This is a genomic window from Coprococcus phoceensis (genome assembly GCF_900104635.1).
Classification (GTDB): domain Bacteria; phylum Bacillota; class Clostridia; order Lachnospirales; family Lachnospiraceae; genus Faecalimonas; species Faecalimonas phoceensis.
Genome location: NZ_FNWC01000007.1, coordinates 660391 through 672737, shown reverse-complemented (window position 1 = coordinate 672737; position 12347 = coordinate 660391). Strand labels below are relative to the sequence as shown.

General features: G+C 35.3%; 17 protein-coding genes and 1 pseudogene. 1 reads left to right on the top strand and 17 read right to left on the bottom strand.

Annotated features, from left to right (window positions below; genetic code table 11):
* Positions 1–94: 94 nt before the first annotated feature.
* The 3 genes from mobP2 to BQ5364_RS06895 all read right to left on the bottom strand — a co-directional run bounded on the left by mobP2 (position 95) and on the right by BQ5364_RS06895 (position 4625).
* Positions 95–2869, bottom strand: coding sequence for a MobP2 family relaxase (gene mobP2 / locus BQ5364_RS06905; protein WP_071143901.1), 2775 nt, complete (start codon positions 2867–2869; stop codon positions 95–97).
* A 1125-nt stretch (positions 2870–3994) separates the two neighbouring features.
* Positions 3995–4351 (bottom strand): hypothetical protein, encoded by a 357-nt coding sequence (locus tag BQ5364_RS06900; protein WP_004613499.1) that lies wholly within the window; start codon positions 4349–4351, stop codon positions 3995–3997.
* A complete protein-coding gene (locus tag BQ5364_RS06895) occupies positions 4341–4625 on the bottom strand; it encodes a hypothetical protein (RefSeq protein ID WP_004613500.1) in 285 nt (94 codons plus the stop codon). The genes BQ5364_RS06900 and BQ5364_RS06895 overlap by 11 nt, the downstream gene beginning before the upstream one ends.
* Before the next feature lie 429 nt (positions 4626–5054).
* Between BQ5364_RS06895 and BQ5364_RS18915 the strand changes: the two are divergent.
* A pseudogene (locus BQ5364_RS18915) lies at positions 5055–5126 on the top strand (hypothetical protein); the annotation flags it as partial.
* Here the strand turns inward: BQ5364_RS18915 and BQ5364_RS06890 are convergent.
* From BQ5364_RS06890 to BQ5364_RS06840, 14 genes are all read right to left on the bottom strand, one after another.
* Positions 5124–6149, bottom strand: coding sequence for an LPD29 domain-containing protein (locus tag BQ5364_RS06890; RefSeq protein WP_004613504.1), 1026 nt, complete (start codon positions 6147–6149; stop codon positions 5124–5126). The pseudogene BQ5364_RS18915 and the gene BQ5364_RS06890 sit on opposite strands and share 3 nt — an antisense overlap.
* A 205-nt stretch (positions 6150–6354) precedes the next feature.
* A complete protein-coding gene (locus BQ5364_RS06885; protein ID WP_004613505.1) occupies positions 6355–6483 on the bottom strand; it encodes a hypothetical protein in 129 nt (42 codons plus the stop codon).
* 331 nt (positions 6484–6814) lie between these two features.
* Positions 6815–6937, bottom strand: coding sequence for a hypothetical protein (locus BQ5364_RS18440; RefSeq protein ID WP_004613507.1), 123 nt, complete (start codon positions 6935–6937; stop codon positions 6815–6817).
* A 25-nt stretch (positions 6938–6962) separates the two neighbouring features.
* The gene (locus BQ5364_RS06880) at positions 6963–7346 is read right to left on the bottom strand and encodes a hypothetical protein (RefSeq protein ID WP_004613508.1); all 384 of its coding nucleotides are present in this window, start codon (positions 7344–7346) and stop codon (positions 6963–6965) included.
* A gap of 101 nt (positions 7347–7447) precedes the next feature.
* Complete coding sequence (locus tag BQ5364_RS06875; protein ID WP_004613509.1) at positions 7448–7639, bottom strand: hypothetical protein; 192 nt, start codon at positions 7637–7639, stop codon at positions 7448–7450.
* 12 nt (positions 7640–7651) lie between these two features.
* Positions 7652–7891 (bottom strand): type II toxin-antitoxin system RelE family toxin, encoded by a 240-nt coding sequence (locus BQ5364_RS06870; RefSeq protein WP_044988540.1) that lies wholly within the window; start codon positions 7889–7891, stop codon positions 7652–7654.
* A gap of 135 nt (positions 7892–8026) precedes the next feature.
* A complete protein-coding gene (locus BQ5364_RS06865) occupies positions 8027–8917 on the bottom strand; it encodes a DUF5688 family protein (RefSeq protein WP_071143900.1) in 891 nt (296 codons plus the stop codon).
* Positions 8918–9210: 293 nt separating this feature from the next.
* Positions 9211–9501: a winged helix-turn-helix transcriptional regulator gene (locus tag BQ5364_RS06860; protein WP_235837134.1), complete on the bottom strand. Its 291-nt coding sequence runs from the start codon at positions 9499–9501 to the stop codon at positions 9211–9213.
* A 137-nt stretch (positions 9502–9638) separates the two neighbouring features.
* Entirely contained in the window at positions 9639–9809 is a 171-nt protein-coding gene (locus tag BQ5364_RS18090; RefSeq protein ID WP_004613511.1) for a hypothetical protein, read from the bottom strand.
* A 57-nt stretch (positions 9810–9866) separates the two neighbouring features.
* Positions 9867–10163: a hypothetical protein gene (locus tag BQ5364_RS06855; protein ID WP_235837133.1), complete on the bottom strand. Its 297-nt coding sequence runs from the start codon at positions 10161–10163 to the stop codon at positions 9867–9869.
* A complete protein-coding gene (locus BQ5364_RS06850; RefSeq protein WP_071143899.1) occupies positions 10153–11073 on the bottom strand; it encodes a 3'-5' exonuclease in 921 nt (306 codons plus the stop codon). Before BQ5364_RS06850 ends, BQ5364_RS06855 begins: the two co-directional genes overlap by 11 nt.
* A gap of 5 nt (positions 11074–11078) precedes the next feature.
* Positions 11079–11255, bottom strand: a complete 177-nt coding sequence (locus tag BQ5364_RS17750; protein ID WP_004613517.1) for a DUF3970 family protein — start codon at positions 11253–11255, stop codon at positions 11079–11081.
* 122 nt (positions 11256–11377) lie between these two features.
* A complete protein-coding gene (locus BQ5364_RS06845; RefSeq protein WP_004613518.1) occupies positions 11378–11821 on the bottom strand; it encodes a DUF6075 family protein in 444 nt (147 codons plus the stop codon).
* Between the two features lie 86 nt (positions 11822–11907).
* The gene (locus BQ5364_RS06840; protein ID WP_044987622.1) at positions 11908–12321 is read right to left on the bottom strand and encodes a single-stranded DNA-binding protein; all 414 of its coding nucleotides are present in this window, start codon (positions 12319–12321) and stop codon (positions 11908–11910) included.
* Between the last annotated feature and the right edge of the window lie 26 nt (positions 12322–12347).

Genomic DNA, 12347 nt, shown 5'->3' with positions numbered 1-12347 from the left:
TTTATTCTTTTTCAATAAATTATAATATACAATACACATTCATTTTTCTTTTTTGAGGAAATTATTTAGGGGACAAATTTGTCCCCTAATAAAATCATAGACTGATTTCATCCAACACATATTCCTGCTCCAAATTGTACTCACGTATGTTTTTCATGCTCTGTATCATTTCTGTCCGGAAAGATTTATTTAGTTGCATCAATGCTTTATCTAGTTCCCCCAATGGGCTTCCCATCCGTCGCTTTGTCCTCTCAGTAGAAAGATCCAGCATCATATTTTCCGCTAATTGATTTCCCTGTGCTGCCGCCTGCGAAAAATAATTGTACGATGAAAATATATTCCTTTCCACATTTTCCCCCTTCAAATACTCAAAACCAAGTTTCAGCTGCGCATATTCATTTCCTGATTCTGCTAGCTCTGTCATATACTGCAGCCCAAGTTCGGGACTATATTCTGAACTTATTTTATCTAAATAAATTTTACCAACAAAATACTTTGCCCTATCATTCCCTTGCTCTTTCGCTCTTTCTAAATATTGGACTCCTTTTGCTTCATTGTAGTATGGAGATTCTTTTCTCACATACTCTTTTCCAAGATAATAGCAAGCATATTCATTTCCCGCTTCCACTAATTCTGTCAGATATCTTACGCCTTGTTCCACATCATATATTCCACTATCTAAATCAAGATACACTTTCCCCAAAAGAATTTTTGCGTATGTATTTCCTTTTTCTTCTGCAGCTTTTAAATATCCTACTCCTTTATTGATATCTTTTAATTTTTCATCCGATATGAAAAGTTTTCCCAATGCATACTGGGCGATTTCATTATCTCCTTTCTCTGCCAGTTCTGTCAGATACCCAAGTGCAACTGGCAACTTTTCTCTTATGTCGTATTTAATATAAATCTGACTCAGCAACAACTGTGCCGGAACATTTTTTCCTTCTGCTGATTTTTCTAAATATGAAATTGCTTTTTCTGTGTTTTGTTCACATCCCTTTCCAGTATACAACATCTGTCCAATCTGATATTGTGATAGCGGATCTCCTTCCAATTTTCTATCCATAGATAGGAATCCATCAAAAGCATTTTTATAACTATTTTCCGCTGCTCCTAAGTTTATTTCTGTTCCCTGTCCACATTCATACATTACTGCTTTCTTCTGTTCTGCAAATGCTGAATTTGAAATCCCCTGAAATATCTGAAATGCTTTTTCGTAATCTTGTTCCACATCATCTCCACGATAGTAAATATTTCCTAATGCATATCTTGCATAATCTGTGTCTGAATTTTCAAACCACTGGATTGCCTCTTGAACATCTTTTTCTGTTCCCCATCCTCTGTTATACTGTTTCCCGATTCGGTACTGTACGTAGCTCTTCAGATCAAATGAATTGGTTTCACTTCCCTTAATATAAGGCTCTGCCTGTTCAAACATCTGTAAAGATTTTTGAAAACATTCTTGGGATTTCTCTAAATCAATTTCTGTTCCTCTGCTATACATTGTTATCTCTCCAATGAAGTACATCACAAATGGATTATCCTGATATTTTTTTTCAAGCATATCTGCCAAATTTTTTTCTTTTGCAAAATCAATCTGTTCTTGAAGATCTTTCCACTCCTTAAAATAGTCCATATACGACCCTGAAGATTTATTTTGCTGAGAACTTTTTTCAAATAAGTTCCCAGCCTTTTCAAATATTTGTTCTGTCTGTTGAACTTCTAAGGTTTCTATATTCGATTCTTCTTGTTGTAGCAAATCCGGCTCCTTTAAAATCATATCTTCTTTCAAGTTTTCTGTAATCTTTACTTTTTCTTCTCTGTATCCGCTACCCAAATATGTTTTTTCAAGTTCAAATGAAGTTTCTTTTTTTGAAATGCCAACCTCATATGCCCTAATTTCACGCAACACGAAATTTCCCATGCGCCTATATAGATCTTCTTTTTTCGTCTGTTCAAAATCCTCCCAATTCCCTCCGCCATATGCCTCCGCATATAATTTACTTTGCCTTTGCAAAATTTCTGTAAACTTTTTATATTCCTCTTTACAATACTTTTGTATATAAGCCTCACTAATGCCATCTATTTGTTCCCGAAGTGGTTTTATTGCATAGCTATTATAATTTTGTTTATGTTTAGGAACTCCCTGTAAATTTTCAAATAGTTTCAAAAACTGTTCCCGGATAACCGGATCCTCTCGAAAATTTCTACTTTCTGCTGAAGCAATAATATCTTTCCGGATAATGTTATTGATTTGTAGATTAATATCTTTCGTTCTCATAATTTCATTTACAACGGCACTTTTACAATTATTGATATTCTGAAGCTTAAATTTTCCTCGTACCTCTTTTTTCCCATTGTACATCATTTTTTCTCGCATCGGGTACGGCTCTACTGTCGCAATATGCACATGCAAATTGTCTGTATTGTAATGGATACCGGCACTCCATACAGCATGTTCTAAACCTTCACTTTTTAATAATCGGTTCACTGCAAGACGGGTTACTTCTTTTAATTTTTGTTCATCCAAAATTTGCTTTTGAGAATCATATATCCCATTTTGTTCCAGCCACCGATTGTCAAAAGAAATAACGGTCTGCCACATAACACTCTCGTTATCCTGAGCTGTTTGAAAAACATCTTTTAATTCTCTTTTTTCAGAATGAGTTAAGTTATCTTTTTCGTTAGTAAACAGTCCTGTTGATTTTTCTGGATTTCCCATATAATCATTAAACAGATTAAAGGTTTGTATCGCATGATTTCTTTGTGCTTCCTCCCGATCCAAATAATCTATGTACCCTGAATATGCATCTGAATTAGGTCTACAAAAATCTTGCATCAAAGTAACTCCTGCCTTTATATCTCCCAACCTTATACCTCCTTTTCCGGAAACATTTTTGTCTTTCTCTGTTTAGGGGACATTTTTGTCCCCCTCTTTTTCTTCCCTGCTTAGGAGACAATTTTGTCCCCCTCTTTTTCTTCCCTGCTTAGGAGACAATTTTGTCCCCCTTCAGTTCTTCTCTTCTTAGGGGACATTTTTGTCCCCTCCAGTTCTTCTCTTCTTAGGGGACATTTTTGTCCCCTCCAGTTCTTCTCTTCTTAGGGGACATTTTTGTCCCCCTCTGTTCTTCTCTGCTTAGGGGACAATTTTGTCCCCTCTGGTTTTTCTCTGCTTAGGGGACAATTTTGTCCCCCTCTGTTTCTTCCCTGCTTAGGGGACAACTTTGTCCCCCCTCAGTTCTTCTCTTCTTAGGGGACAATTTTGTCCCCCTCTGGCTCTTCTCTTCTTAGGGGACAATTTTGTCCCCCTCTGTTTCTCCCCTGCTTAGGGGACAATTTTGTCCCCCTCCAGTTCTTCTCTTCTTAGGGGACAATTTTGTCCCCCTCTGTTCTTCTCTTCTTAGGGGACATTTTTGTCCCCCCTCAGTTCTTCTCTTCTTAGGGGACATTTTTGTCCCCCTCTGTTTCTTCCCTGCTTAGGGGACAATTTTGTCCCCCTCCAGTTCTTCTCTTCTTAGAGGACATTTTTGTCCCCCTCTGGCTCTTCTCTATCTAGGAGACAATTTTGTCCCCCTCCGGCTCTTCTCTATCTAGGGGACAACTTTGTCCCCCTCTGGCTCTTCTCTATCTAGGGGACAATTTTGTCCCCCTCCGGCTCTTCTCTATCTAGGGGACAACTTTGTCCCCCCTCAGTTCTTCTCTTCTTAGGGGACATTTTTGTCCCCCTCCAGTTCTTCTCTTCTTAGGGGACATTTTTGTCCCCCTCTGTTCTTCTCTTCTTAGGGGACAATTTTGTCCCCCTCTGTTCTTCTCTTCTTAGGGGACATTTTTGTCCCCCTCTGTTTTTTCCCTGCTTAGGAGACATTTTTGTCCCCCTCTGTTTTTTCCCTGCTTAGGAGACATTTTTGTCCCCCCTCCAGTTCTTCTCTTCTTAGGGGACATTTTTGTCCCCCTCTGTTCTTCTCTGCTTAGGGGACATTTTTGTCCCCTTCTCTTAAACCCCTTTCTTTTTATTTTTGTAATCTTTTTTCTGCTTCAAATTAGCTAACTTTTTCTTTCTATGATCTTTTAATTTAATAAGAACTTCTGATTCCTCCTCGCTTACTGGATAACACACATCAAATCTACTATCTATTAAAATTGTATTTAAAATATCCAATGTCAGTTCTTGCATTTCTTCCATTTTCCGAAACACTTCCATTGATATTCCATTAACAGTTTTTTCATTTTTACTATATTGCCGTAAAATATACCGCAATGCTGCCGCCTCACTTTTTAGTCCTTGTTCTTCTTGCACTTTCTGAATTATTTTCTCATCTTCCTCTTCCAATCTAAAAGGTTTAACTTTCATTAGCTCTTCTCCATTCTTCTTCTAAATATTTCTCCATCAAAATCTCCTGTTTCAACATCTCTAATGTTTCAGAGTTATGCTGTATAACTTCCATGTTCGTTTTGATTAAATTCACATAGCGTTCCTCGACCTCTTTTATTTCTCCAGCTATCACATGATTCTTTAAAATACCGATTAAATATTTATTACGACTCATCCCATGTTCTTTTGCCATCCTATCAATCGCAAGCACAACTTCACTTTCTAATTTATATATTTTTATATCCTGCTTCATATTAACTTCCACCTCTTAATCATTGTTTTAATATTTATATATTAATATATAAAACTCAACTTATCAAGACCGATATCGCTTGTATTCTCCAAAAAAGAAAAATCACCCCATGAAAACCCTAGGCTTTGCCTAGCCCCAAAGCCATTTTGGGGTGGGTTTTCCCTTATGCTCTTTCCCTAGATGTTTCCAATGATTTTCCGGGCATCCATTGTTCCAGGTATTTCATTTCATACAAAAAACAGCGTACAGAACATTTGTTCTTGCTGCTGTTTTTTTGTGCAACGTATTTCATTTATGCTACAAATAAAAATTTTGTGTTTCTAAACAATTCCTTGTTTGATTGCTTTTTTATAACATTTAATTATCCAGTTGATATCTCTTGTTTGGTGCTTTGTGTGCCACTTGAAAAGACTTTGAAAGCCGGCTTCAATATCTCCGGCTTTCTTCGCTCTCTTAACTGCTATTTTAACGGCTGCTATTTCGTCTGTATACATCATATTATATAACCTCTTTCAGCACTTCGTAAGGCTCAAATCTGAAAATAAATCCGTGTTTAAATTTTGAGTAATAACCACCCAAGTCTTTTATAATTCTTTTGATTCTTATATATTCTTCCTTGGGCAATGTCTCTTCAATTCTTACAACCCATAGTTCGGAGCCGTCGCGTGTATCTTCGCCGTGTGTAACTTTAAAAGTATATGTTTTCTTTCCTTCGATTGCGGTGGCGTCTGTTTCTTCCGACTGTGTTTTTGCATTGCTCTGCTTCGCTGGTGCTGTGCTACGATTTTTAATTCTTGCTGTCTTTGGTACAATTTTTATATTTTTGCCGTTGTCCTTACAGCATCCAAAATAGTAAAAATCTACATGGAAATAGTCAATCATTCCGTCGCAATCTTCGTAGTTATAAGATTTTACAAAATTATCTACATCCTGAATAACCGCCCTCGTAGCTTCATTCAAAACATTTTTATATACATTTGTTGAATCTCTAATAATTTTTTCTTTTTCTTCTCTTGATGCATTTAGAAAATTCATTCTTTCATCAACAACCCAATTCCATGGAAATAAACTTTTTCCAATTTTTTCAAAATCCTCACTTGTCAATTCTTCAAAAGGTTTATAAATTTCAATTGGACTTTCTTTCAGTGCAACATGTAACTCTTGACACATAGAAGCATATGTTGTACGTACACTGAATTTATATGTTGGATATTTTTCTTTTACATATGTACGCACAATCTGAGCAACTTCTTTTAGAGTCCTGCTCCAGCTGTGATTGCTCCCCTCCCATCCAAACTGTGTGTAAAACTGATTTCTAACACTATCCGCTGTTTCTTTAACGGGTTCTTTCATTTTCGTTCCTTTTCGCTCTTTCCAAATCGGAAAAAGAGAATCAAATTCAACATTGATGTTTTTCATTTCTTCAAGATCGCCACCATTGTCCGGGTGGTATCTTTTAAGCAATTCTTTGTATTGTTTCTTTAAATCCTCATAACTCTTTACATTTTTAAAATATTTTGCCATAATATAATTATCTCCTTTCTTTGGGGTGCCGGTTTCGTTTCATTGCTAGTGTGTGCGATTCCGGCTTTTTTGTTTGCATTTCTGATAATTCTCTTTTCTTTCTGTCTTGCGTGTGTTATTATTTTATCACAGGCTGTCGCAAGACAAACCGCCTGTGATTCGTTGGGTAATGACTGTCTTTTATAAGACGGTCATTTTAATTTATTTATTGGAGCAGTGCCTTAATCTTGGCTTTTGCCTCTGCTAAATCTTTACACTCTTCTAGAATTGTTAAGATTTTTCTCTGCTCATTTTCTCTTGCAAGTCTTTCTATGACTTCACTTGCATTCGGCATTTTCACATTTACCACCCTTTCTGCCTTGCATATTTCAAAAGTTTTTGTTTTGATACTTATATTATAATATATTTACACTTCTTTTTCTTCTTTTTTCAGCTTTTCCTACACCTAATTTTTCTTTTTTGCAGAAAAATTTGTTGCCAAAATGGCAACAAAAAAAGAGCCTCTCAGCTCCATATATCTTCACAGTTCCTTTACTCTGTTACTAAATTATTTAGGGGACAAATTTGTCCCCTTATTTTCTCCTTGAACATTCTATTCTTATCTGCTCCCATTTATTCCATACTACATTATTTTTTGGAGCATTGTCTATGAAGTGTAATATTTTTTAAATCTCATTTTGAGACTGATAATAAATCGCACAGGTTTTTCCCACATATTCTTTTCCAGAAATAACCACTTTATTTGTGATATACTGTATTTTCTTTGGTCCTGCCGAAACTATAGACATAATAAAGTTTAAACTTTGTATAATATTAACCTCTCCTTGATATATCCAAAGGTATCTGATATTCAGAAATCATTTCAAAATCATCAGCACTTACCTGTTTAACACATGGATTTTCGTTCACAAACATTTCAATAAAATAATATTTTTCCCCACTATTCTCTATCACTACTTTTTCAACTACATATTCTGTTCCATGTTTTATAAGTTCTGTTTCCGGCACTTCACTTTTTAATTGTACAACCATATTTTCCTTTGATTCTACAAGTAATTGCGATTCCTTAGATACACAATCTGATATGCTCCCGTCTGGAGTTGTTACAGCTTCTGTCCCCATTTCAATTATAGAAATAGTCATGGAGATAATTGAAATAATAATCGCAGCACAACTCAATATATATGTTTTCTTCATAACATTCCTTTCTGACTATCATCTTCTTTTCTGATTCTAATACTCGTTACCTCTCTTTAATTATCTAGGGGACAAATTTGTCCCCTACCTTTTTAATCTCATTAATCCCAATTTATAGAATCATGTAATACTGTTCCGTGCTGAGCAATGCTTTCATTTGCTCGTTCAATTGCCTCTATTTCATCCGGCAATGCTTTATCTTCCGGAACAAACCGAACCAACACTCTAAATATTGTTTCTGTGTCACTCTCATCAATTAAATCTATTAATCCTTTTAACATTTCTTTACTCATTGTCAACGCCTCCTATAATCGCTTGTATACCTGCCCTCTTGGTAAAACATCCTTTATGATTATTGTATCATTTATTACCGAAAAAATAACTCGCAAATCTCCAACTCGTAATCGGTAATCATCTTTAATTCCTTGTAACTTTTTTACATCACCCGCCGGAAGTTTCTCAATTGCTATCTTCAACCTCTGTTTTGTTGGTCTATCCATTTTACCAATGTGCTTCGCAGCCTCTTTTTCATACTCGATCCGCAACTTGACACCCCCTTTATTTCCCTATCAATACTTTAACATTTTTTTTCTTTAAAGTCTATTCTCTTTACAGACTTCCATTTATTTTTTGGAACTGTCCGCTATCAGCAGACAGCTCCTGACACATAAGAGATGCTTTTACAAGAATATTTTTCCCTCTTCTATCGAATAATAATATGCATGGTCTGAAAGCCTTTCTTCTTTGCTTACCTGTGTTTCATTCACTTCTTGTATCATAGTGTCCATCATTTTTCTATCTATATCTGCATAAGACGGAACAATAAGCACTTCATCAATGCTACTTGGAATAATGTAAAAATTTTGTTTTAATTTTTTGCCAATCTCTTCTAAAATTTCTGTTCTCAAAATTGCTGTAGCCCCCCAAAACTTTTCTTTGTTTGTAAGAACATACATAATTTCCTCTTCACACGATTTTATCAATCTTCTCTTTTCTTCTTCATCTATTGGCATCTCTTCAAATATCTCTATCATGTTATAAAACTTATATTCGAATTTGATTTCCATGTTTTTTAATGCCAACTCATATAATTTTTCCTCTCTTAAAGGTATCATTTTCAAAATATCATTTGTGATTAAAATTGTCATTCTTTCACTTTTATCTTTTAGTTCTCCGCCATCTAAATAATATATAACAGACAAGTCTAAAAAAGTCTTATGCGGTACTCTTTGCAACAATTGCGCGTTACTGTCCGTATGTATTAATTTACAAATTACATTTTCCTCTTTTCCCACTTTCTCTAAAATCTTTTTGCAACTGAAAGGAACGTCCCTGTGCTCGTTGTACACTTTTATTATTTCCTTTGCGATTGTTTCAATCGAGCAAATTTTTTGTTGATACTTATAAAAAAATTCTTCCAAATATATTATTGGCGAAATCTCTTTTTCCCCCATAATAATTCCGGCTCGCACAACACTATTATTTTTTGTGGTTTCGCATAATCTTACATCCTCTCCTGTTCTTCTTTTTACCTCTTCCAATACACTTTTTTGAAATACTTTGTAATTCATTTTCCATTCTCCTTTTCTTATTGTTTTTGTTTACAATATAATTATATTATATTAATGCCTAAAGTGCATCTTTTCAGAGATAATTAGAACGAAACTTTTTCTTTTTTGGGGAAAACTATTTGCTTTTATTATGCCAATATAGTATTATATAAATAACCTTTTAAGGTTGTTTTTGTTTACAAAATAAAAGCCTTTGGAACAGTTCTCCATTGGCTTTTATTCTACTATCAGCTCCACTATGCTCTTTTCTATATTCTATTGCACTTCCCTTTTCCCCAAAAAAAGAAAAATTTTTATTCGATATAATCCACTCCCTGCTTTTTTGCTTCTTTTATTCTTCGGAATAAAGTTGATCGACTTACACCTAATTCTTCTGCCACTTCTTTCGCAGTCGTTACATCAATCCATTTTTCAACCTCTTTAATTGAAATTTTCCGTTTCAACTTAATTGACTTTGCCCCAGCTTTTCTGCTTTTTATTTTTCTTATAGTCTCTTTGTCATAACGAATTTTCAAGAAGTTCTCTCCAGACTGTTCTTTTTCAAAAGAAGCATCCGCTCCCACATTTTTTAATATATCGTTCAAAATTTCCAGTCTTTTTATCTCTTCACAAGAATTTGTTATCTTTATTTCAAATAAAATTTTGTCCATAGCTTTCTTATTTTATCGTTTCACAATTAATATTGAGACTGTTTATAGACAAAATAAAAAGCGTCTCATTATTAATTATGAATCTCAATCTTTTTCCCCTCTTTCTTTACAACCTTATACCACTTCCCGCATTTTGTGCACCTGTATCTATAAATACGTCCAACAACACGTTGAAAATAGATATTGCCACATCTACAACTTTGGCGTTTTCCGCAGTCATCTCTTAACATTACCTTATCCATAATTCTCCTTCTTTTACATAGGGGACAAATTTGTCCCCTAACTTCAAACCCTATTCTTTAGTTTTTAATTTCCTTTAATATATTTTTTACTTCTTCACTTGTCAGCGTTCCTTTCCTCTGCAAGTTTTCAGATATAGCTTCAACCATTGTTCTGTTTTCCGAAAGAATCTTCTGTGATTCATTCCAAAATTTTTTAGATAGTAATATTGTTTTTTCTTCTAACTCCCAATCTAGTAAAGTTTTGCTTACACTTGAATCCGTCATAACAATATATGCTTTGATCCATTCTGTAGCTTGAAGAAAATCACTGTCTTTGCCTATAAAACTTCCTATATGCATTTTATCAAGTAGCATTTCTTCTGCAATGGCTCCTTTTACTTTTTTGAAACACCATTTCCGTGTAACAATGCAAGGTTGCACGTACATCTTCGGTTGCGTCATGCGCCGGGAATTCATAGTTGTAATACGCAGCACAATTAATCAGCTTGTGCCAACGCCAACTTTTATGATAATCATCCCATTCGTGCATAAGCCAGGCAAATTTTAACATCACGTCAAATTGCATCACGTCCGGAATTTCAATACCGGCAGCTTCTAAAAATGAATCATCAAAATGTATTCCATTATATGTAATTAGAATATCTGCAGCGTCAAATATTCTCTGAACTTCATCTCGATAAAAGGAAAACGGTTTTTCATTTTCGACTTTTTCTGGTGTGATGCCGTTAATGGCTGCAGCTTTTGACCACGATTCCGTATGCTCCGGTTTGAAATAATGTTCAAACAAAACACTGCCCTGCAGATCCATAATGCACATGGATAAGATTTCATCTCCCAGTTCTGGAGAAAATGGATACAGACCAGTAGTTTCTAAGTCATATACAATCCCATTCTTATATTTTTGGAATGTTTTAAAATAGCAATCTGCACACAATCCCTTTTCTCGGACAAATGGTATTTCATTGTTAACAATCTCTCTATAATGAAATTTCTTTCCACAACTTTGGCAAGTACGTTCCTTATCTCTACGCTTTCTCTCTGCATTTTTTCGGGCTTTTTCTTTTTTTGATTCGTGATATGGAATTGTTTTATTTATGTCATAAAGGTAGTAATCGCCATACGATCTACGTTTTACAATAGCACGTGGCTTCACATTGTATCCTGGCATCAAATTTATTTTTTGTAGTTCCGTTTTTGATTTTAATTCCGGATACTTTTCTCTTTCCCAAGGTTTCACATCTAATAATTCAATTTTTTTACTCATAAGCACTACCTCTTTTGTGCGTCTACATATACTCTTACATATTGTTTCTCTCCTTTATTTCTATCTGGATACGGCCTAGAAACAGAGAGCAGTTCAAAGTCTTTTTTCAAGACTTCTACTGCCTCCAGAACCTCTGTTTCCTCCCCATGAACTCTAATTTTTACCATTCCGTAACCGTTCATTTTCTGCTTTTAAATAAATTTCTCATTAAACTTTCTCCGTTCGGATTATTTCTTTTGCTTTCAGCTTATCTACTTTGAGCTTAGGGGGACAATTTTGTCCCCCTCCTCATAGCACCGCTACTCTAGTCTTCACTTCCAAACAATTCCGCATGTGCATTGTTATATACAGCATACTCCGGATATCTCAATTGGATTGCCTGCCAAAAGAATGGTGCATATTCACAAGCAAAAAGGTCTTCTACACTATAACGGCTGCATTCCTCAATCTTTTCCTTTGCATCCTTTTTTTGATTCACTGTAGGCGTTCCATTGCAGAATAAATTAAACGCCATACGTACCACTTTCAAACTGCCACTTGTCTGCCAGCCCTCCTGCAGACATTCCACTCTGACGCAATGAGTTTCTTCATCAAAAATATTTTTGAAATGAAATCTTGTGTCTACATTTACTCCAAGACAATAATATAGAGCCTGATGATACACATCTTTGAATTTAGAATTTTGCATTTTTTCCATGTAAAATTCCTGATGTTTTTCACTGATAAATTCTATCTTTTTTTCTGCCATAATCCTCTTCTCCTTTTCTTATCGCTGCATCACGTCCATCTTGGCCGGATGCAGCTTCAACTACCGTATTTTACCTGTCGCCCATTTTATGAAAATGGAAGTTCTCCATCAATTCCATCCGGAACATTCATAAATCCATCCCCTGCAGGAGCTTCTCCGCTCATATCATAGTTCTGACTTTTTTTACTTTCAGCAAACTCCTGCTCTTCTACAACAACATCTGTTGTGTAAACTTTCACACCATCTTTATTCGTATAACTTCCTGTTTGGATACGTCCAGTCACAGCAATCTTTACGCCCTGATGTAAATATTTCTCTGCAAATTCTGCCCCTTTTCCAAAAGACACGCAACTAATAAAATCCGCTGTCGCATCTCCTTCTCTCTTAAACCGCCGGTCAACCGCTAATGTATATCTAGCAACCGCACTTGCATTTTCCCCTTGTGAATATCGCACTTCCGGCTCTCTTGTTAAACGTCCTATCAAAATCACTTTATTCATGTTTTCTTTTCCCTCCACTTTCTTTT

Excerpts from the sequence above, each read along its gene's own strand:
- BQ5364_RS06900 (WP_004613499.1), bottom strand. The coding sequence starts at position 4,351 with ATGAAAGTTAAACCTTTTAGATTGGAAGAGGAAGATGAGAAAATAATT.
- BQ5364_RS06895 (WP_004613500.1), bottom strand. The coding sequence starts at position 4,625 with ATGAAGCAGGATATAAAAATATATAAATTAGAAAGTGAAGTTGTGCTT.
- BQ5364_RS06890 (WP_004613504.1), bottom strand. The coding sequence starts at position 6,149 with ATGGCAAAATATTTTAAAAATGTAAAGAGTTATGAGGATTTAAAGAAA.
- BQ5364_RS06885 (WP_004613505.1), bottom strand. The coding sequence starts at position 6,483 with ATGCCGAATGCAAGTGAAGTCATAGAAAGACTTGCAAGAGAAAATGAG.
- BQ5364_RS18440 (WP_004613507.1), bottom strand. The coding sequence starts at position 6,937 with ATGTCTATAGTTTCGGCAGGACCAAAGAAAATACAGTATATCACAAAT.
- BQ5364_RS06880 (WP_004613508.1), bottom strand. The coding sequence starts at position 7,346 with ATGAAGAAAACATATATATTGAGTTGTGCTGCGATTATTATTTCAATT.
- BQ5364_RS06875 (WP_004613509.1), bottom strand. The coding sequence starts at position 7,639 with ATGAGTAAAGAAATGTTAAAAGGATTAATAGATTTAATTGATGAGAGT.
- BQ5364_RS06865 (WP_071143900.1), bottom strand. The coding sequence starts at position 8,917 with ATGAATTACAAAGTATTTCAAAAAAGTGTATTGGAAGAGGTAAAAAGA.
- BQ5364_RS18090 (WP_004613511.1), bottom strand. The coding sequence starts at position 9,809 with ATGGATAAGGTAATGTTAAGAGATGACTGCGGAAAACGCCAAAGTTGT.
- BQ5364_RS06855 (WP_235837133.1), bottom strand. The coding sequence starts at position 10,163 with ATGCTACTTGATAAAATGCATATAGGAAGTTTTATAGGCAAAGACAGT.
- BQ5364_RS06850 (WP_071143899.1), bottom strand. The coding sequence starts at position 11,073 with ATGAGTAAAAAAATTGAATTATTAGATGTGAAACCTTGGGAAAGAGAA.
- BQ5364_RS17750 (WP_004613517.1), bottom strand. The coding sequence starts at position 11,255 with ATGAACGGTTACGGAATGGTAAAAATTAGAGTTCATGGGGAGGAAACA.
- BQ5364_RS06845 (WP_004613518.1), bottom strand. The coding sequence starts at position 11,821 with ATGGCAGAAAAAAAGATAGAATTTATCAGTGAAAAACATCAGGAATTT.
- BQ5364_RS06840 (WP_044987622.1), bottom strand. The coding sequence starts at position 12,321 with ATGAATAAAGTGATTTTGATAGGACGTTTAACAAGAGAGCCGGAAGTG.